The organism is Mesobacillus sp. (genome assembly GCF_049588175.1).
In the GTDB taxonomy this organism is placed as follows: Bacteria; Bacillota; Bacilli; order Bacillales; family Cytobacillaceae; genus Mesobacillus.
Genome location: NZ_JBAVFI010000111.1, coordinates 20,194 through 41,162 on the forward strand (window position 1 = coordinate 20,194; position 20,969 = coordinate 41,162).

A 20,969-nucleotide genomic window follows, 5' to 3' on the forward strand; every position below is an offset into this window, starting at 1 on the left:
CCCCATTTTAAATCATTTAACCCTTAAAATCCTATAATAACGACTCCTGAAAACAGAAAAGATGCCCTTTTCAGGACATCTGGATGGGGTTATTTTTGCAGTGATTGCACCACTTCTTCTAGCTTCATTCCGCGGGAAGCTTTTACAAGGACAATCGTTCCGTTCGTCACATGTTTTTTCAGTTCGTCGCTTAATGCTTGTTTATCCTGGTATGCAAAAACCTTTTCTTCGCCAAGCACTTCTTTTGCGCCCTTGGCAATCATTTCGCTAAGCTTGCCATATGTGAAAACAAAGTCGATTTTCTCCGCATCTAAGGATGTTCCCACTTTATAATGGTACTCTTCCTCAAGCGGCCCAAGCTCGAGCATATCTCCAAGGACAAGAATCTTCCGGCTATAGCCAGTCAGGTTCGCAACCAGATCGATCGCAGCATTCATTGAAGTCGGGCTGGCATTGTAAGCATCATTGATGATCTTCTCGCCTTTTGCGCCTTCTGATAGCTCCATTCTCATATTCGTCAGTTTCAGTCCGGCAAATCCTTCATTCATTTCTTCAAAAGGAACCCCAAGGAACTCTGCAGCAAGCATCGCAGCTAATGCATTAAGAATGTTATGGTTGCCGAGAACTGGTAACTCGAAAGTCTCATCTCCGTGATTCGTTTTGAACCTGTTTCCATTTTCCATCGGTTCGACGCTGACAGGATAAAGGTCATTTTCAGAGCTTGATCCAAATGTCTTCAGATTGCCTGTTCCATTATACTCCTTGAGCCTTTCTTGAAGCAGCGGTTCGTCGCCATTAAAAATAATCAAGCCGTTATCTCTTAGCCCGCTGATAATTTCAAGCTTCGCATCAGCGATTGCTTCTCTGGAACCTAGGTCAAGCAAATGGGATTCGCCGATGTTCGTGATGATTACAGCGTCAGGACGGCCCATTTCTGTTAAAAATTCAATTTCCCCTTTGCTGCTCATGCCCATTTCAAGCACAGCAACCTCTGTATCTTCCCTAAGACGGAGAAGCGTCAGCGGCAGGCCAAGATGGTTGTTGAAATTGCCTTCCGTTTTCTGTACCTTGAATTTTAATGCCAGCAAATCCGCTGTCATATCCTTCGTCGTCGTTTTGCCGTTGCTGCCTGTAATGCCGACTACTTTGATATCGAGTGAATTGCGGTAACTTCTTGCCAGCTCCTGCAAAGCCACTGTTGTATCTTCAACGATCATGATTGGCAAATCTTCAGGAGGATTCGGAACATCCTTTTGCCAAAGTGCAGCTGAAGCTCCGCCGTTTTCAATAACGTCAACAACAAAATTATGCCCGTCCGTTCGTTCACCTTTAAAAGGAACAAACAAATTCCCTGCTTCGATTTTTCTTGTATCGATCGAAACGCCTTTGACGATCACATCACCGAACCTGCTGACATCGTTTAACGCTCCGGCCATTTGAGCGATTTCTGATAATGTTTTTTGGATCATATTGATTTCCTCCCATTGACGGCAAAAATGAAGGAACACGGCCAAAAAAGCATAATGCTTCCGCTGGCCGTGTTTCCCCTCGATGTAAATTTATAAATGCTCTACCAGTTTGTACATACACCCCACCACATTAACGCATCAATCCGCCGGGGGTCTGACCCCCAGCACTTTAAAGTGTTAAAAGGTATATTTGATTTTTTGCTTTTCGGTGTGGCGTTCGATTGCCAGGTTTACTAATTTTTCGATTAGTTGCGGGTATTCGACTCCCGTGTGCTTCCACAGCAGCGGGAACATGCTGAATGGAGTGAAGCCAGGCATTGTGTTGACTTCGTTGATCAGGAATTCTCCTTCTTTTGTAAGGAAGAAGTCAGCGCGGACAAGTCCTGAGCAATCAAGCGCTTTGAACGCTGCAACCGCCATCTCTTGGATATCCGCATATTGCTGTTCAGTGATTTCAGCAGGAATGATCATCGCTGTATCGCCATCTTCGTATTTAGCCTTGTAATCATAGAAATCCTTCTTAGGAACGATTTCACCGACTACAGAGCATTCAGGCTCGTCATTGCCCAATACGCCGATTTCGATTTCACGCGCAACGACACCCTGTTCAATGATGATTTTACGGTCAAATTGGAATGCTTCTTTGAACGCAGCTTCAAGCTCCACTTTGTTTGAAGCCTTGCTGATTCCAACACTTGATCCAAGGTTCGCCGGCTTTACAAAGCATGGATAGCCAAGTCTTTCTTCTACCAGGCTGTAAACTTTTTCGTTATCCTTTTCCCATTCGCTGCGCAAAGCAGATACATAATCCACCTGAGGCAGTCCAGCTTGGGCAAAGATGTTTTTCATGAGTACTTTATCCATTCCAGCTGCCGATGCTAAAACACCATTGCCGACATAAGGAAGGTTCAATAATTCCAATAGACCCTGCACCGTTCCATCCTCACCGTTTGGACCGTGAAGCAACGGGAAAATGACATCAAGGGTCTGGCTTGCTTCCGCTCCGCCAGCCTGGAATAATGCTGGTGTAAATGAAGGGGATGGCAGGTTTGAAGCATCAGAAAACTCAAGAGCTTTCACATTTTCAGCCGGGGCGCTCAATTGAGGGCCCTTGACCCACTCTCCCTCCTCCGTTATGTATATAGGATAAATCTCGAATTTTTCAAAATCCAATGCCTTCGTAACCGCCAGCGCAGTCTGCATGGAAACTTTATGTTCAGCCGATTTGCCGCCATACAGCAGCCCGATTCTTGTCTTCATAAAAATTGACCTCCAATTATGATTCACTTTTCAATTCAGATAACATCTATGTCGAGTGTCTTAGCCTGATTTCATCCCGATTAACCCCTTGCGATTATCCGCCATCAAGAAATAACTTTTAAGGGGCACAGGTCCGGCCATGGCACTTCCGCTTATTATTTTACCACTTTATATTTTAAGAAAGTAAATGTTATCAATTTTTAATATTAGTTCCCCAGCTATACTATTTCCTCTTTTATTTGTATGAAACCTCAAGGTTAATTTAAAACCTGTTTGTTGAGAAACAAAAGTACTTTTATCGCTCCATTTTTAGGAAAAGAACCCAGTTTTCCTGTGTAAAATACCATATGAATCTATTAATAATTCCGTGAATATTGATTTCTCAACACAAGGAAAAATTTCGAGGCAGAATTTCATGAAGCTAAAGAAATCGATTTCCTCCAGTTCAGAATAAAAATAAAACCCGCCATCAGGCGAGTTCATCAGAATTATTTAACAATCATCACCGGCGCTTTTACGCGTTTTGCAACTTTATGGCTGACGCTGCCAAGTACCATCTCCTGAAGGCCATTCAATCCGCGGCTGCCGACAACAACTACATCGAATTCGTTATTGTTAGCATATTCAACAATTGCCGGGCCAGGTTCTCCCAGTAATTTTTCCAGCTTAAAGTTCAAATCTTCGCTGTTAAACAGGCTTGTAACTGGCTGGAGTCTAAGTCTTCTTTTTTCCTCGACCACAGAACGATCTGGATTGTGGAGTATATCTTCCTTCGATGTCTGTCCATCGATGACGTAAACTACGGTAATTTCACTATTGCCGCTTAGTTTTGCCAGTTCCGCGGCTTTTTTTGCCGCCCGCACAGAATGGCCAGAACCATCTGCCGCAAGTAAAATCTTTTGAAACATCGATACTCTCCCCCTGCCTATGTATCTACTATCTTATTTATAAAAGAAAGCACGCTGAATAGTCAACGTGCTTTCCCAAGAATTATTAATGTCCGGAAAGCTTTGCGCCTTCCTGTTTGTGAACGGCAAGCTTTTCAATCAAAGTAGAGCTTGGCTCATTCAAGCCCTGCAAGCGGACTGCCGTAGCGTTCTCCCTTAATTTCAGGACAATTTTATCAATTGCCGCAACGGCTGAATCATCCCATACATGGGCATGGGTGAGGTCTATCACTACTTCTTTTGCTGTTTCTTTAAAATCGATCGAGGCAATCAAGTCTGTTACGGAAGCAAAAAACACCTGACCTGTTATAAAATATGTGCGTCGTTCTGCAGCAATATCGAAAGTGGAGTTGACCTTCACTTTTGAGATCTTCGCTACAAAGAAAATCGCACTCAGGATGATACCGGCAAAGACACCTTTTGAAAGATCGTGTGTGAATACCGTGGTAACAGTACTTGTCACCATTACAATGGAATCCGTAACTTGATTTTTCGCCAATCCTTTAATCGAGGACCAGTCGAAGGTACCAATTGATACCATGATCATGACTCCAACAAGTGCTGCCATCGGAATTCTGACGACTAGATCTCCTAAAACAATGATCAAGAACATCAGGAATGTACCCGCCACAAATGCAGACAGTCTGCCTCGTCCGCCAGATTTAACGTTAATCACTGACTGTCCAATCATCGCACAGCCTGCCATGCCGCCAAAGAATCCAGCAACAATATTCGCAAGCCCCTGTCCGCGGCTCTCCTGGTTCTTATTGCTTTCTGTATCTGTCATATCATCCACAATCGAAGCCGTCAGCAATGATTCCAGCAGGCCTACCATTGCTAAAGCAATTGAATATGGAAAAATAATTTTCAAAGTTTCAAAGTTAATTGGTACATTTGGGATAAAGAATGCTGGCAATTCAGAGGTCAGCTTTCCCATATCCCCAACTGTCCTTACATCACTATTCGTCATAAGCGCGATAATCGTGATGACGATAATTGCGACGAGCGGTGATGGAACTGCCTTCGTTACCCGCGGAAACAAATAGATAATCGCAAGAGCTCCTGCTACCATTGCATACATGACCCATGTAGCATCAACAAATTGTTCAAGCTGTGCCATAAAAATAAGAATGGCCAGCGCATTCACAAAGCCAATCATGACAGATCGTGGTATAAATTTTGTAAACCTCGCAAGCTTAAAGACACCAAACAGGATTTGCAAGATCCCAGTCAGGATGGTCGCAGCAAACAAGTATTGCAGGCCATGATCTTTTACCAGCGTGACCATGACAAGAGCCATTGCTCCTGTTGCTGCAGAAATCATGCCAGGACGGCCGCCAAAAAACGCAATCGTCACGGCAATCGCAAATGAAGCGTAAAGACCAACCATCGGATCAACACCCGCAATAATCGAAAAAGCGATTGCTTCAGGAATCAGGGCAAGCGCGACAACGATACCTGAAAGAATATCGCCCTTAATATTGCCAAACCATTGCTGTTTAATTGTATTCGTATTCAAATAAACACCCCTTATTATTTGTTGTGGCTTCCTACTCTCAAGCAAGCCGGGTCCGATAAAAACAAGAGATATCATAACATAATAAGAGAAATAGACAACCACAAATGTAAACGTTACAATTTTTGTTTATCTGCTGTTTTCTTCAATATTCGTCATTTTTCATATAAGTATAGTGAAAGTAATCCTGCTAACTGGAATCCGATTCCATAAAAAAAAACCCTGCGTAACAACAGGGATTCACTCTTTATCCAATCGGCGTGCAAATTTCAATATAATGCCCATCAGGGTCAGCCGCATACGCAACAACCTGTCCCCATGGCTTTTCTGTAGGCTCCAATAAAATCGGAACGCCAGCCTCGCGTAATTTTTCTACCGCACCTTTTACATCCTCGGTCACAAAACCAAGCTCAAAGGTCTGTTCCTTCCGTTGTCCATCAGGGATCGGAAGCTTAGTGATTTCACGGCCGCTTTCCCTTGTGTTCATGGAAAGGACTGTATTGCCTGTTTCATATTCGATATATGTGCCAAATTCATTGCGAAGCTTCAAGCCAAGCAATTCACCGTAAAAGTGTTTTGTTTTTTCCAAATCCTCAACATATAAAATAACGTACCCAAGTTTTACATCCATGATTATCACCTCATCTTATACATTCGTGAACAGTTTTAGGATTCCTTCTTCAACGTTGCAGGAAACATATAGCCGCCATTCCTTGCCCCTCAATATTTCATTGCAGATTGTGCAGCTCGATATTTTAATATCGCTTCCCTCGTACAGGTGTAAATTCCCTCACTGATCAATTTCCCAAGCGGAGTTGCTGTGCCGGCATAGGATATTAATTCTCCTTGCTGAGTCGCGGCAATGCAAATACTGTCCGTGGAAATCCCGGGTGATGTGCCGGCTTTTCCAGAATGGCTTCCATCCACTTCCTGCAAAACACTCACTTTCGCTTCAGCCGCCGTCATCGAACTCTGGATAAACGCTTCCTCGGAAATTTTCCCGTTAATAAACAGCCACGTATTGATATTCCGCGGAAGTTCCCTCGACGTGTTCCCTGCAGATACTAGCACAAAAATCGAAAATTCATCAGCTTCGAAAAGCTCGCAGGCCGCAGTCTCTGAGGGAACAGCCGTCATCATGCCTACAGTCTCACTTGGAAGGAATCCATTCTCCTGCAAATATTCCGCCATTTCCGCTTTATGGTCGCTGCAGTCATAATCTGCTGGAACAACCCTATTCACAAATGAACGATGCCACCCTATCCCTGCACCGGTAATTCCGGATGACATCGTCCTTAACGGAATCGGTGACTTGAGGACAATACGGTCACTGCCCATATCGAGCAGCTCCGAATCGATTTTTATATTTTGTTTTTCACCATCCCCAACTTCCGGAAGCAACAGCAGCTGAGGCTTTGCGATTTCAGGATGCGGATGATTTTTCACTTCAGTTTTATATACCTTCCGTATCCGCTCTTCTTTTAAAACTTCCATAGGAGTGTCCACAATCACTATCTGGCCATTTTCCATGAGAAGCAGTCTATCACAATAGAGCGATGCTAAGTTCAAATCATGGAAAATAGACACAACGGTCAATTCTTCCTCAACGGTCCATTTTTTCAGCAAATCCAGCAATTCTTTTTGAAAAGAAAGGTCAAGGTGATTCGTTGGCTCATCAAGTAGAAGGATTTTCGGCTGCTGTGCAAGAGCCTGGGCAAGAAATACCCGCTGCTTCTCACCTCCTGATAATTCAACAATGGACTTTCCCTGAAGGTGGGTAATCCCCGTCTGGCTCATCACCCTTTGAACAATAAACTCATCGTCTTTAGTCCAACTGTGCAGCCAGCCTTTTTGGTGTGCATACCGGCCAAGCGATACGGTTTCTTTTACCGTGTAAGGAAAGGCCTGATCAGCATGCTGGGGGAGCACTGCCATCAACCGGGCAAGCTGCTTCGGAGTGTAGGCATCCAGCGGCTGCCCATCTAGGGTAATACCACCAATTTTCGTACTCAAAGCACCGGAGATCATTTTTAACAAAGTGGTTTTCCCGCTCCCGTTCGGACCAAGAATGCCAAAGAGCTCCCCTTTTCCCACGGCAAACGAAACCCCCTTCAGGACTTCTCCACCCGAATATCCGCCTGTTAAATCGTTAACGGTTATCATCATCCAGCACTTCTTTCCTTACGATTTCTCATTAAAATAAGCGCAAAAACCGGAGCGCCAATCAGCGCCGTAATCACCCCGATGGGAAGTTCTGCCGGCGCAATCACGGTACGTGATACAAGATCGGCCAGAATCAGAAAGCCGCTGCCGATTAAAACCGATAGCGGAAGCAAATGTCTGTGATCCGGTCCCCAAATAGTCCTTGTTAAATGGGGAATGACCAATCCTACAAAACCGATTGTTCCTGAAACAGCAACAGCTGAACCTGTCAACAGCGAGCCTGACAGGAGAATCAACAGCTTCCTTCTTTCCACATTGACACCAAGATGCTGGGCACGCTCTTCTCCAAAGGACATCGCGTTAAGTTCCCTGGCATTGGCTAGCAAGATCACCAAACCAATCATAAAGAATGGGAGGATAATTTTAATATACTCCCAGCCCCTCATCGATACGCTGCCAAGCAGCCAGCCGATGATCTGCCGAAGCTCCTCCCCCGAAAGGGCAATCATTAATGAAATAAACGCTCCTAGAAAGGAACTAAGAATGATTCCGGTCAGGATAATCGTTTCAACCCTGAGCAGGCGGTCGATTTGCCGGGCAAAAAATAACACAAATAGAATTGTTGCGAAGGCGAATAAAATACTCAGCACTGGCAGCGTATAAGATTGGAAAAACGGCAGCGATATTCCCAAAAACAGGGTAATAACTGCGCCAATCGAAGCCCCTGAAGAAATCCCTAATGTATATGGATCTGCCAGCGGATTCCTTAACAGCCCCTGAAAGGCGGCTCCTGCAATCGCAAGGGACGCTCCGACAAGACCTGCAAGCAATACGCGCGGCAGCCTGATCTCCATCACAATGCTTACATGCATCGGATCGATTCCCTGTCCCTGAAAGCGGAAAATTTCAGCACCAATGATTTTAATAATAGCGGGTACAGGGATGGAAACCGTTCCGATTGAAATGCCAAACAGCATCGATATGATTAAAAAGGCTGTGGCCGCAACATATGCTGAACCTTTTTTATTTAAAAACGTCCGGATATATGGCTTTTGCAAGCTCCTCTGCTCCTTCAGCCAGCCTTGGACCTGAACGGGTAACGAGGTCGGAATGGACATCGAAAACCTGCTGGTCCTTGACGGCTTTTACATTTTTCCAGCCCTGTCGCCCAAGTACCTGCTCAACCGGCTTTTCTGAGTAATAACCATAGGTTGTGACAACGACGTCTGGATTACGCTCGACGATTGCTTCTTGATCGACCTTCGGCCAGCCTTCCATATCGCCAATAGCATTTTTCGCACCAATTAATGCGAGCATTTCATCGATGAAAGTGTTTTTTCCAGCAGCATAAATCTCAGGTGCCGGGGATACCTCGACGAACACTGTCTTTTGCTGATCCGCCTTGATGGCTTCAGCCTGTTTTTTCAATTCAGCAAATCGGTTTTTCATATCACCAACGAGGTTTGCTGCTTTCTCCGGCTCACCAATCGCTTGTCCGATCTTCTCAATCGATGTATAAACTCCGTCAAATGTCTGTGCATCATTCACGACCACGACAGCAATTCCCGCATCGCGCAATTGCTGAAGCCCCGCTGCCGCACTATCAGCCGTTGACTCATGGGCAAGAATAAGATCAGGCTTCAGGGAAATCATTTTTTCAACATTGAATTCCATCCCGCCGATTTTTTCCTTCGCCATCGCTTCTTCAGGATAATTATCAAAATCTGTCACGCCAACAATCGCATCGCCATGATCAAGCGCATAAACGATTTCCGTATTGCTAGGAATCAGTGAAATGATTTTTTCTGGTTTCTCTTCAATTACTACTTTATCATTAAGTGCATCTTTTACCGTAACCGGGAACCCTGTCTGTTGTTCCTGTGCTGCTTTTTCCTGCTGCTTTGGTTCGGACTGTTTATCTCCACATCCTCCGAGCACGATGACAGCCATTAGCATGGCCAATAATAATGAATAGTACTTTTTCATTTACTTCTCCTCCATTTTTAATTTTCCGCGATGTGCGGAAAAGCTTCTGAATAAGCTCTGTTAAAGCTGAGTGTTTTTTTAAACCCTGTTGATTGTAGTGGAAGGCGCGAAGACTCCTGCGGGCTCAGCGCCGGCCCCGCGGAAAGCGAAGCGCCTGGAACGAAAATCAACAGCCTTGTTTAACAAAGCCTTAAATAAAATAAAAAAACATCTCCACCTGAAGGGGAGATGTCCGAGTAAGCAAATGTTTTTGAAGATACAAAAAGACATAGAGCCTGTCGGCACCTCCCTATCCTCGTAGGTTTGCTGGTGCAATGAACAGGCAGGTCTCCTGGCTCATGGTCATCGCTTGCTGCGCCTTCCCATACTAGTACAGTGGCATTTTGCAGCTTGCTTCCATTTACAGTGGCGGGACCGCGTTGGATTTTCACCAACTTCCCTTTTAAGTCTTATTTTAATAAGGCTTTGCATAGCCTTAAAAGACACCCGATTCATATGATTATGTAATTTTCCGCTAAATCCAATTATACACAATCGCGGAAAAAATGCTTGAAAAAAGATAAAATTTCGATAAAAATCTGATTATTGCGCCAGCAAACTCCATTCCTTCAGCTTTTTATCAAATATGAGTTTGCCATCGCAATTATTCCTGCTTGCCTCTTTGAACTCTTCATACATATCGTCCATATTGGAAAAATCGCCGATGATCCAAATCGGTATTTCAAAACGGTTGCGGTTTTGCTGCATATTCTTGAGAGAAAATACAGCTCCTTCCTTCAAAGCCGGAGTCAGGGATTTTAGAATTTCCTTGCTGACAGAAGGATAGGATTTCTTTTTCCTGATCCCCAGCAATGTTTTCTCAGGCTTCAATTCGCCAAGTTTGCCGGCTATCACCATTCCGAGCATGCGGAAAAAGTCATTGAAGTTCCGGTAATACGTTTTATTGAACCAGCCATCTTCGTGAGCAAGATAAGCAAAGCGGTTGCCCAATTGATTATAGAATGGGAGCTTGAGATGATGCTTGATATGTCCAAGATAGAGGAGTTCCGCTATTTCCTGCCCTGTAAGCACATTCAACGCTTCTATTTCCTCAAAATCGATCCAGCAGAAATCACCGAAGGCATGTACATTTTCAACAACAAGTTTTTCCACACTATCTTCCGGGACATATTCAAATAAGGTATGCCGATTAAATTCCCCATCCTCATATTGATGCTTCAGCAGCAGCAAATGATTGAGTGAATCCGATAGAGAGCGGGCAAATTCAAAAAATTCGATTCCGTATGAAAGTACATATTGATCCCGGTCGTTCAAATGGACATATACCATTTCCCGGTTATAAGGATGGTGCTTTTTCAAGGGGCAAACCTCCCGGACAATTTCTTGGCTGTGAAGATTGTTTATGGACTCAAATTCGCTAAAGAACGAGTTCGAATTCAGACAAAATTGAGCTCCACTTCCGTTCATCATGACGCTCATTCCATTCTAACAAAAATCATTAAAAATATCTTATTTTGATACTCAATATTTTTTTGATATAATTGCAGCTTTTTGGATGAAAAAACATCTTTATTATTGTCTATCACTAAGAAAAGAATCCCAAGTCTTTCAGCAGATCTCATTTAGCCTTTTCTGTCTATTTTTCAGCAACTAAATGCTCACTTCCTTCGTCTATTATTTCTGTATACAAAAATGTTCACGTCAGGGCATTGTAAGGATATTTTTTCTTTGTTAGCATAAATTTGTAAGTATCAAGAGACAATCCGGACAGGGTGTATGTTATGGGAAATCCTTCGAAAAAGTATGATCGGTTTGACTGGACATTGACGTTCATTCTGATGCTGTTTTTTCTGACAAGCTGCGCAGCCATTTACAGTGCGCAGAAAACAGGGCAATACAGTGAGAACTTCATGTTCAAGCAAATATTCTGGTACGTGGTCGGCGCAGGTATCATCGGTGTTGTCATGCAGTTTGACAGTGAGCAATACAGGAAGCTTTCCTGGTATTTATACGGCTTTGGCATTTTCCTTCTCATCGGATTGTACCTTGCTCCTGCCAGCATTGCTCCCCACATCAATAATGCAAAAAGCTGGTTTGTCATCGATCCAATCGGTTCAATCCAGCCTTCAGAATTTATGAAAGTCTTTCTGGTCCTCGCCCTCAGTAATGCCATTTACATCCACCATGAAAAACACGAAAGAAAGTCCTTCCAAACAGACTTGCTCCTCTTTATCAAGCTTGGAGCGATTACTGCGTTCCCGCTTGGACTGATCATGCTTCAGCCTGACCTTGGAACAGCACTTGTTATCCTTGCCATCTTCACCGGCTTGATTCTCGTTTCCGGCATCACCTGGAAAATCATTTTGCCGCTTTACGGCGGCGGTGCGGCGCTTGGTGCAGGAATTCTATATCTCGTAATCTGGAAACCTGAAATCCTAAAGGAATATTTAAAAGTGAAGACCTACCAGTTTGGGCGAATATATGCCTGGATCGATCCTGAAAGCTACCAGAGTGAGTATGGCTACCATTTGATCAAATCACTCAGGGCAATTGGCTCCGGGATGCTGACCGGCAAAGGATTCAGCGGCCGGGAAGTGTATATCCCCGAAAGCCATACAGATTTTATTTTCAGCGTGATTGGGGAGGAATACGGCTTCGTGGGCGGCAGCGTGGTTATCAGCCTCTTTTTCCTGCTAATCTATCATTTAATAAAAACAGCTTTGGATACAAACGATCCATTTAATACTTATATCAGCGCAGGTGTTATCAGCATGGTCACTTTTCACGTCTTCCAGAATATTGGAATGACCATACAGCTGCTGCCCATCACCGGCATCCCTCTGCCTTTCATTAGCTACGGCGGCAGCTCGCTCATGGGCAATATGCTCGCCATGGGTCTGATCTATGGCATTCACTATCACCATAAAACATATATGTTTGCATCAAATGACAGGAGTTTTAGCTAATGAAATTAATCAGCCATTATCGCGACAATGATCTTTTAAGAAAAAGTTTTATCGAACTCGCCCGTGAAATTTTCGGCATCAATTTTAGCAGCTGGCATGAATGGGGGTATTGGAGCAACCGCTATATCCCTTACTCCTATGCAGACGGGGACAAAATCGTTGCCAATGTGTCAGTCAACAAGCTTGACTTTATCGTTGAAGGTTACAGATACAGAGCTTTGCAAATCGGAACAGTGATGACTCATCCTGATTACCGCAGCAAAGGACTATCCGCGAGCCTGATGAGTCAAATCCAGGAGGAGCACAAAGATCATTACGACTTCATGTACCTTTTTGCCAATGACAGCGTACTCGGTTTTTACCCAAAATTCGGATTTGAACGGGTGGAGGAATTTTTATATACAGCGAAGACGGCTTCTCAGACTAGAGATGTATTGTTGCGGAAGTTGGATATATCCAATCCGGAGGACCTTCAGCTAGTTGAAAAAATGGTTTATGAAAGAATCCCTGTTTCAAAGGTTTTTGCCACAGCTAATTCTGGTGGCATCACGATGTATCATGTCTTGAATATATTTACAGATCACCTTTACTATTCGGCACAGGACGATGCGATCGTTATTTTTTCAAAAGATGATGGCAAGGTTCAGCTGTTTGATGTAGTCAGCAGGGCGCCGGTAAACATTGAAAGGATTCTTGCTGCAATAGCCGATGGAGCCACAAACAAGATCGTGTTCCACTACACACCCGATTATGAAGAACTGAAATATTCACTCAGTCCATTTAAAAGAGATGGTGCCCTGTTTGTAAAAACAAACGGAGGTCTACCCTTTCCACGGCAGGCGAAACACCCTGTTACTTCTGAGGCATAAGAAAAAGGCTGAGAACCCTCAGCCTTTTTTTGGTATTTGTTTTTTTTGATTTATTTTTACAAAAGAACGGGCAAAGAAATAGAGAATGAAAACACTCATGATTGTCAGCCCTGTTTTATTTAAAGCAAACAGCTTCAGCACGGCTCCTGCAAGTGTAGCAAGGTACAGCATGCCCAGCATCGCATTCATTTCCTTGTTTTGAAAATAACCCGTCAGTCTCGCGCCGAATTGAGAGCCAATCAGCCCGCCAGCGATAAGCATCAAGCCGATCACATAGTCGATATCGGTTTTGACAGCATAGGAAACGAAACCAACACTCACGATCAGGAGAACAGCAAAAAGGCTTGTTCCAACTGCCTTTTTCGGGTTAAATCCAAGCATCGTGATGATCAGCGGTACAATGATGAAGCCTCCGCCTACACCGAGTGCAGCAGATGCGAAACCGCCGACAAAGCCGATCGAAAGTAATTTAGGCACCGAAAATGATTCGGGTGCAATGACACCTTCGTCTGACTTTTTGCCCTGGCGAATCATACTAAACGCAAAATAAGCCAGCAATACTATATACATGAACGGAATCACGATATCATCCCAGCCGCGGGCTTCAAGATAATAAACCATCGGCCTCGCCAGCTGTGTAGCCGCAATTCCGCTCGCCCCCATGATCAGTCCCTCTTTCCAGAGGATATTTTTCAGCTTAATATGGGCTGTGATTCCCGATAGAGAGGTTCCAATCGTAAAAAACAAGCTTGTCGTGATGGCTTGAAGCGGAGAGAATCCCATCAGCAGCAAAATCGGCGTCAGGATGAACCCTCCCCCTACTCCAAAGAATCCCGACAAAACACTGATCAGACCACCCAACACAAAGAAAATTATGTATTCCATTTACAACATCCTTTAATATTCAAATTCTTCCTTAGGATACCATGTTCACTTGTATAATTGGCTCTAAACGATTCAGTAATGTTATACTTTCTACTAAATCAATTTTAAAGGAGTAACTGCTTAATGTCTGAATGGATACATACTTTTGAAGATTGGCTGCTTGAATTCGGCTCTCTTGGACTATTTATCGTGTCCTTTATGGAGTCCTCCTTCTTTCCGATTCCGCCTGATGTTTTGATGATCCCAATGGGAATTGCGAATCCTGACCGGGCGTTCTGGTACGCCTTCCTTACGACTGCCGGATCCGTTCTTGGTGCGCTGCTGGGATGGTATATCGGAAAAAAGGTCGGCCGGCCAATCCTGCGGTATTTTATAAAAGAAGAAAAAATAGTCAAGGTAGAACAGTATTTTGAGAAATATGGCGCGATGGCGATCTTAATTGCTGGCTTCACGCCTATCCCATATAAAGTATTCACGGTTTTTTCTGGAATCTCCCGAGTTAAGATCCCAACACTCATCATCTGGTCGATTATCGGCAGAGGAGCGCGATTCTTCCTTGAAGCAGCAATCATTGTTGCCCTTGGGGACAAGGCTATGCCGTTTATCCAAGAGAATTTCGCCATGCTGACAGCAGCTGTAGGCGGAGTGGCGATTGTTGGTTATCTGGTTTACCTTTTTGTACGCAAGGCCAAAAAAGCATGATAAATTCAGCCGGGACCAGGCGACTGGTTCCGGTTATTTGTTATGGGAGAGTTAGATAAAGAACCCTGAATCCCCTTCAAATCCTTACAATATCCAGCCTGATGATTTCTCCTGTTTGCTCATTCCAGCCCTTTTCCAGCGCTCGAAGATCCTTCGTTGAAGCATTCATATTCCTGAAGCCTTCCAAAATGTTTGTCAGAAGCAATATTCCCAGCCCTGTTTACATTGCCATCATTTGGGTAGATTAAAGTAAGCTTGCTAGCTAACTAAGATTTTTTCCTAATAGATTTATTATGTGCAGTGACAAGTTAGCTATATCAAAAAGCCAAATGAATAAGGAGTGAGAAATTTGTACAATAATTTTAATAGCAATTGGGATGGCATCCTTGGCAAATTGCCTAATGTGCTGATCGCTCTTGCTGTCCTGTTGGTTGGATGGCTTGTGGCAAAATTGATTGAAAAAGCGGTTTACAAAGGGCTGCAAAAAACAAGTCTTGATAACAAGCTTTTTTCTAACATGAATAACAAGAAATATTCAGCAGAGAAAATCATCAGTAAAATTGTCTATATTTTGATTCTAGTATTCGTCTTCATCATGTTCTTGAATATCCTAGATTTATATATTCTTACAGAACCGCTCGTTGGAATGATTTCTACCATTACATCAGCGATCCCGAATATTTTAAAAGCAGGACTTATTCTATTATTTGCCTGGCTGATTGCTTCAGGATTGAAATTCCTGATCCAAAAAGGCGGCAAGACTTTAGGTGTGCATGAAAAACTAAGCAAGTACAAGCTTACGGATGATAACATGCAAACAACAAGTGCAGTCGACAAGGTCGCTAAGATCGTGTTCTATCTAGTGCTGCTGATGGCATTGCCGGCAGTTTTATCAGCTCTTAATTTAGGTGGAGTATCTGAGCCGTTTGAAAACATGATTCAGGGTATCCTGAGCTTCATTCCTAAATTATTCGCTGCAGCGTTAATCCTCTTCGTCGGCTATTTGGTTGCTAAAATTGTCCGTGATATCCTGACGAACTTCCTGCAAAGCATTGGTACCGAAAAATTAGTCCAGCGTTTTGGATTATCTCGTTTATTCGAGGGTACAAGTCTTTCCCGCGTAATCGGCACAATTGCTTTTGTATTCATCTTGATTCCGACTGTGATTGCAGCGCTTGAGCGCCTCGACATCGAAGGAATCTCAACACCAGCGATCGCTATGCTTAATGACATTCTGACGATGATTCCTAACATCGCCGTTGCGATTGTACTAGTTTTAATCGGTATGTGGCTTGGCAAATGGCTTAAGAAGTTCACAACTGATTTATTAAGACGAATTGGTCTTGATTCCTATTTTAAAGGGATGGGCGTAGCTAAGCGTCCAAACTCATTAAATTTCTCTGAAATGATTGGCTATATTGTCCAAATTTTCGTTGTCCTTCTGTTTGTAGCGGAAGCACTGAATGTTGTTAAACTCGATTTCTTCGTGGGCCTCGCAACAGCAGTTATCGGTTATATTCCAAACGTTGTAGCTGCGCTCGTCATCCTTGGTGTCGGCCTATGGCTTGGCAGTCTTGCGAAAAAGGTCCTTGGCAGCGTATTGCAGGGTGAGTCCTCAAACGTGCTTGCCACAATCGCAAAGTATGCGATCATTACAATCTCTGTATTTATGGCACTTGACCAATTAGGAGTAGCTCCAGCTATTGTGAATGCAGCCTTCATCCTGACCCTAGGCGGACTCGCTCTAGCATTTGGACTCGCATTCGGTCTTGGCGGCAAGAACTTCGCTTCAAAATATTTGGCTAAGTTCGATGACAAAATTGAAAAAACAAGCATTAATAAGGCAGCGGTGCAGCAGCAGAAAGTGAAAAATAACAACCCTGTAAACCCTGTCACACCGCAAACGCCGCCGAATCTTAGCAACCTGAACCAGACAGGCCCTAACAATCCATTGGATTTGAATAACAATCATGATCCGCTGAACCCTTAATTGGCTTTTTTAAGGTAAATGCTGATTTTTAGCACCTGTTGATTGGAGCGGAGGGTACTCGACTCCTGCGGGATCAGCGGCCAAGGCGAGACCCCGCAGGAGCGACGCGACGAGGAGGCTCACCTGACGCCCCGCGGAAAGCGAGTGCCCGTAGCGGAAATCAACAGACAACATTAAAAAGCACAGCTGCTATACTGGCAGCTGTGCTTTTTGTATGTATTAACTGAAATTATCTATAAAAAAGATGACTATAAATACTATGAAGGCATAAAAACTAAGATGCAATAGCACGGTAGTGAGAAAGTCCTTCAGTTTTTCAAATGAAATAGGTTCACTTTTCCTTGTTCTTGCTCTCATGGACCTTTTATCCTCCTTAGAAAATCTATCCAATCTCTCCATAACTTTGAAAATATCATAGCATATTCTAGTAATTTTGTACTTCACTTTTTTTTAAATAGGCTACCCTGAAAATAAGGGAGCCTGCAAAGCTAATTTACATACCTTATGGTGCAAAGCTTTTGCATAACTCGTCTGTTAGGCGATAATGCTCCTGCAAAGCTTAAAATGTGCCCACAAAAAACAAAGGACCCTCACAAGAAAGAGGGTCCTTTCGCGATTATCGCTGGCCGTAGCTTTTAAATTTCTTCGCCAGCAGCTGCATTTCTTCTTCAGAAAGCAATGTCGGTTCACCAATCGCTTTTGCCTGATAAAAAATCTGGGCGCTGAATTCAATTTCTTCTGCGACTGTAAATGCTGTCTCAATATTATGGGCGCCAGCAATCATTCCGTGATTCGCGAGGAGAACTGCTCTTCTGTCAGTCATTCCTTCAAAAGCTTTTTCTGCAAGCTCCCTCGTCCCAAACGTAGCATACGGAGCGCATCTTACATTCGGGCCGGCAAATGCAACCAAATACGACACCGGCGGAATGTCCCAGCCAAGTGAAGCAATGGTTTTCGCGTAAGGAGAATGTGTGTGGACCAAGGCATTCAAATCGTCGCGGCGCTGGTAAAAAATCAAGTGCATATCCAGTTCGCTCGATGGCTTTTTGCTGCCATCCACCACTTCGCCTTGCAAATTGATGATGACGACATCTTCTGGCTTGGTATCGAAATAATCGATCCCGCTCGGACTGATGGCAACCAGCTCTTTTTCACGGTTAAAAATGCTGATATTCCCGCCAGTGCCCTTTGTCAGTCCGCTTGTAATGATTTTTTTGCCATATTCTACGACCTTCATCCGTTCTTCTAGAAGTAACATGGCCTAAAGCCTCTCTTTCAAAGTCTAGATTAGGAACGTCTTATTATTGCACATTATGGCTCAAAGCTGAATCCTTTAATACACGTAAAAATTCATCTCCAGTTTTAAAATTGGCAGCATTCAGGATGAATTGCTTTGCCGCTGTCAGGCAAAGTCTTTCTGCTTTTACCCGCTGCTGCTCGTCTGAAATGGTTGTAAGATCCTTGACCTTTGCCAAACCAGCGATGCGGCGGACCATTTCCATACCCGTTACAGACGCTGTATCCTTAAGGACAGTATCCAAATACCAGCGGTCAAAGCCTGGTTCTTTCGCCATAATCTCAGTGACATTTCGCTTCCAGCTTGCAAAGAATTTTTCAGCGAAAAGATCAACTGTATCTCTGATTGTCTCTTCTAACCATGAAAGGTACTTCTCGTCAGCCTTCGTTACATACGCTCTTGACCACGCAAACATCAGGTTTGCGACCACGTTCCCTACGTCATAGCCCATTGGTCCGTAAAAAGCGAACTCCGGATCTATTACCTTAGTCGAATCTTCTTTTACAAAAACAGAGCCAGAGTGAAGGTCACCATGAACAAGAGCCTGGGCATTCGTCATAAACGCGAATTTCAGCTTGGCCGCTTCAAAGCGCAATGCGTCATCTCCATAAATGTTCTGCTCAATCCATTCCTTGTTAGCCGGGAACAGGTCATTGCGATTATTATGGTCTGTAAAAGGTTCAGAGTATACTAGATCCTCGGAAATTTCGCACAATTCAGGATTGATGTAGTCCTGAACAAGAGCTTTCTTCTCCTTATGTTCCATGACCACATCCGATGTCAGCAGCAGGGTATTTACCATAAATGTCGTCAGATCATCCGCAAGCTTTGGAAAAATACGCTCTTCCATCAGTGCTGTCCGCAGAATGGTATGGTCAGATAAATCTTCCATTACGCAGCAATTCATCACATTATCAAATAAATAAACTTCTGGAACAAGGCCAGGGGCCAGCTCTCCTTCAAGCTTCAAAACATTTGACTCGATCCTGATTCTGTTCGTTGAAAGTTTGAACTCATCGGAAATCCTCGCCGTGTCGCCTGCCTGTTTTACAATTACGGATTTCCCAGACTCTTCATCTATCACACGAAATACATAGTTTAAATTGCCATCGCCAATTTCAGCGCATTTCAAATTATTAGAGCCGTCAAAAAAGCCGGTTTTGGATTTAACATATTGAATGACCTCGTCGGCATTCATCAAAAAGTAGGAATTAAAATCTGTCATGGTGTTGACCCCTTTCCCAAAAAACAATTATAGAAATCTTTTAAAAATTATTATATCTTGATTGAAACACTAATTCTATTAAAAAAGAAGACGGATTTTTTCCGCCTTCCTCATTCACATGGAAGCAGGATGGTGAAGGTTGTTCCCTTGCCCTCTTCACTATCAACTATAATTCTGCCTCTCATCCTGTGGATGATATCATAAGAAATCATCAGCCCCAGGCCTGTTCCTTTTTCCTTGGTAGAATAATAAGGGTTGCCGAGACGTTCAAGCTGGGCTTTGTTCATCCCCACGCCCTCATCTCGGAATTGGACTTTTACCTGGCCCTTGTCCAATTTTGCGATGATATAAATGCTTCCGCCTTCAGGCATAGCTTCGATTCCATTTTTTATGATATTAATAAATACCTGCCTGATTTCATGGGAATCCGCCCTGATCCAAAGTTCCTTTTCTATTCCTTCAACTAATTCCGTATTTGCCAGATGGGAGTAAGACCTCATGAAATCGATAATCTCCTTCAAAAGGCCGCTTAGATTCATTTTAGCGGTGCCGCCTGTGTTCGGTTTCGCCAGCGATAAAAAGTTATCGATGATTGTTTGGGTTCGATCGAGCTCCTGCAATGAAATGGAAATAAAAAGATTCTGATCGTCACTTAAATTCCTTTCTCCCTGCAGCACCTGCATAAATCCTCTGATTGTCGTCATCGGGTTGCGGATTTCATGAGCAACCGATGCCGCAAGCTGGCTAATGGCGGAAAATTTCTCGGCCTTGTGCAATTCATGCATCATCTTTAATTGGAAGTTCGTCATTTCGATTATGTAAATCGTTACAGATAAAGCAATAAATGACACGATTGAAAACACCAGCAAATAGAGGTATTCCTGCTGATTGCCAGAGTGTATCAGAGCAGCCAGCCTAGTCGAAGTAATCAGTGAATAAACAAAGAGTCCCAGTGCAATCTTCTTTTTAACGGATGAATCCTGGTACATTTTTTCTATCGCGAAAAATAAGATAATAATAATGGCGTAGTTAATCGCAGTGATGGTTAATCCCTCAAAATTCACAAAACCTTTTAATATCAGCATTACAGCAACAAGCAATATCCCATCTGTCCGGCTAAGATAGAAGAAGGCAACGAATACCGGAATCAATTTCAAATCAAATTCCATCCCGGCCTCGAATCGAACCGGGAAAGCCATCGTCAATAATAAAGCTGCCAAAATCGACATCTTGAAAAATTGCTTATGGTGAATAGCCCGCTTTTGCATCAACAAGAAATTGTACATAAAGCCAAGTGAAAGGATTATAGATAAATGAAGGATTAAATCTTTTAAAAACTCTACCATTAATGATCCCCCGGGAACGACCAGAATGTAAATAAATAGAAACTATTGATTCACCTCTTATTATCCACTCCCCAGCGCATTTCTTCAACGGGAAAATTCAGATTTTTTAGATATTCTAATATAATTGTTCCTTATGAAAAGTTTTATACAGGGCCTTTAGAACTTATGCTATAATGAAATCAACCATTACTTTACCGAGTAAAAACCCCACTCTAACCAAGTGGGTTTTTTTGTTATACATACTTTTGTACATAAAAAGAGAAAATCCTTTCACACATTAAAGCGCCGGGGGTCAGACCCCCGGCACGGCCACGCGTTAAATCACTGGGGGTCTGTCCCTCAGTACGG

Annotated in this window: 18 protein-coding genes and 1 riboswitch; of the genes, 4 read left to right on the plus strand and 14 right to left on the minus strand. The window is 43.4% G+C overall.

Annotated features, from left to right (window positions below):
• Positions 1–89: 89 nt before the first annotated feature.
• The 9 genes from WB217_RS02585 to WB217_RS02625 form a co-directional block, all read right to left on the minus strand.
• Positions 90–1,469 carry a UDP-N-acetylmuramoyl-tripeptide--D-alanyl-D-alanine ligase gene (locus tag WB217_RS02585; protein ID WP_423990358.1) on the minus strand — a complete coding sequence of 460 codons (1,380 nt, stop codon included), beginning with the start codon at positions 1,467–1,469 and terminating at the stop codon, positions 90–92.
• A gap of 177 nt (positions 1,470–1,646) precedes the next feature.
• Positions 1,647–2,729, minus strand: coding sequence for a D-alanine--D-alanine ligase (locus WB217_RS02590; protein WP_423990360.1), 1,083 nt, complete (start codon positions 2,727–2,729; stop codon positions 1,647–1,649).
• A gap of 488 nt (positions 2,730–3,217) precedes the next feature.
• On the minus strand, positions 3,218–3,637 hold the full coding sequence (locus WB217_RS02595; protein WP_423990362.1) for a universal stress protein: 420 nt from the start codon (positions 3,635–3,637) through the stop codon (positions 3,218–3,220).
• A gap of 85 nt (positions 3,638–3,722) precedes the next feature.
• Positions 3,723–5,195: a SulP family inorganic anion transporter gene (locus WB217_RS02600; protein ID WP_423990364.1), complete on the minus strand. Its 1,473-nt coding sequence runs from the start codon at positions 5,193–5,195 to the stop codon at positions 3,723–3,725.
• Between the two features lie 244 nt (positions 5,196–5,439).
• Positions 5,440–5,823, minus strand: a complete 384-nt coding sequence (locus WB217_RS02605) for a VOC family protein (RefSeq protein WP_423990366.1) — start codon at positions 5,821–5,823, stop codon at positions 5,440–5,442.
• A gap of 89 nt (positions 5,824–5,912) precedes the next feature.
• On the minus strand, positions 5,913–7,355 hold the full coding sequence (locus WB217_RS02610) for a heme ABC transporter ATP-binding protein (RefSeq protein WP_423990368.1): 1,443 nt from the start codon (positions 7,353–7,355) through the stop codon (positions 5,913–5,915).
• Positions 7,355–8,413 carry a FecCD family ABC transporter permease gene (locus tag WB217_RS02615; RefSeq protein WP_423990370.1) on the minus strand — a complete coding sequence of 353 codons (1,059 nt, stop codon included), beginning with the start codon at positions 8,411–8,413 and terminating at the stop codon, positions 7,355–7,357. The genes WB217_RS02610 and WB217_RS02615 overlap by 1 nt, the downstream gene beginning before the upstream one ends.
• Positions 8,379–9,341, minus strand: a complete 963-nt coding sequence (locus WB217_RS02620; RefSeq protein WP_423990372.1) for an ABC transporter substrate-binding protein — start codon at positions 9,339–9,341, stop codon at positions 8,379–8,381. The genes WB217_RS02615 and WB217_RS02620 overlap by 35 nt, the downstream gene beginning before the upstream one ends.
• A 304-nt stretch (positions 9,342–9,645) precedes the next feature.
• Positions 9,646–9,846, minus strand: a riboswitch (cobalamin riboswitch).
• 77 nt (positions 9,847–9,923) lie between these two features.
• Positions 9,924–10,700: a hypothetical protein gene (locus WB217_RS02625; RefSeq protein WP_423990374.1), complete on the minus strand. Its 777-nt coding sequence runs from the start codon at positions 10,698–10,700 to the stop codon at positions 9,924–9,926.
• A 422-nt stretch (positions 10,701–11,122) separates the two neighbouring features.
• Between WB217_RS02625 and WB217_RS02630 the strand changes: the two genes are divergently transcribed.
• Together WB217_RS02630 and WB217_RS02635 are read left to right on the plus strand one after the other, a co-directional pair.
• Positions 11,123–12,307, plus strand: coding sequence for an FtsW/RodA/SpoVE family cell cycle protein (locus WB217_RS02630; protein ID WP_423990376.1), 1,185 nt, complete (start codon positions 11,123–11,125; stop codon positions 12,305–12,307).
• The gene (locus WB217_RS02635) at positions 12,307–13,176 is read left to right on the plus strand and encodes a GNAT family N-acetyltransferase (RefSeq protein ID WP_423990378.1); all 870 of its coding nucleotides are present in this window, start codon (positions 12,307–12,309) and stop codon (positions 13,174–13,176) included. Before WB217_RS02630 ends, WB217_RS02635 begins: the two co-directional genes overlap by 1 nt.
• An 18-nt stretch (positions 13,177–13,194) precedes the next feature.
• Here WB217_RS02635 and WB217_RS02640 read toward each other — a convergent pair whose 3' ends face one another.
• Positions 13,195–14,061, minus strand: coding sequence for a sulfite exporter TauE/SafE family protein (locus WB217_RS02640; RefSeq protein WP_423990380.1), 867 nt, complete (start codon positions 14,059–14,061; stop codon positions 13,195–13,197).
• Positions 14,062–14,184: 123 nt separating this feature from the next.
• Between WB217_RS02640 and WB217_RS02645 the strand changes: the two genes are divergently transcribed.
• A complete protein-coding gene (locus WB217_RS02645) occupies positions 14,185–14,763 on the plus strand; it encodes a YqaA family protein (protein ID WP_423990382.1) in 579 nt (192 codons plus the stop codon).
• Positions 14,764–14,839: 76 nt separating this feature from the next.
• On the opposite strand, the gene WB217_RS02650 is transcribed toward WB217_RS02645, so the two are convergent.
• Positions 14,840–14,968: a hypothetical protein gene (locus tag WB217_RS02650; RefSeq protein WP_423990384.1), complete on the minus strand. Its 129-nt coding sequence runs from the start codon at positions 14,966–14,968 to the stop codon at positions 14,840–14,842.
• A gap of 144 nt (positions 14,969–15,112) precedes the next feature.
• Between WB217_RS02650 and WB217_RS02655 the strand changes: the two genes are divergently transcribed.
• Complete coding sequence (locus WB217_RS02655) at positions 15,113–16,753, plus strand: mechanosensitive ion channel (RefSeq protein ID WP_423990386.1); 1,641 nt, start codon at positions 15,113–15,115, stop codon at positions 16,751–16,753.
• A 616-nt stretch (positions 16,754–17,369) separates the two neighbouring features.
• Here WB217_RS02655 and WB217_RS02660 read toward each other — a convergent pair.
• The 3 genes from WB217_RS02660 to WB217_RS02670 form a co-directional block, all read right to left on the minus strand.
• Complete coding sequence (locus tag WB217_RS02660; protein ID WP_423990388.1) at positions 17,370–18,011, minus strand: L-fuculose-phosphate aldolase; 642 nt, start codon at positions 18,009–18,011, stop codon at positions 17,370–17,372.
• A gap of 43 nt (positions 18,012–18,054) precedes the next feature.
• A complete protein-coding gene (gene mtnK / locus WB217_RS02665; RefSeq protein ID WP_423990390.1) occupies positions 18,055–19,275 on the minus strand; it encodes an S-methyl-5-thioribose kinase in 1,221 nt (406 codons plus the stop codon).
• 110 nt (positions 19,276–19,385) lie between these two features.
• On the minus strand, positions 19,386–20,621 hold the full coding sequence (locus tag WB217_RS02670; protein ID WP_423990392.1) for an ATP-binding protein: 1,236 nt from the start codon (positions 20,619–20,621) through the stop codon (positions 19,386–19,388).
• Positions 20,622–20,969 lie beyond the last annotated feature (348 nt).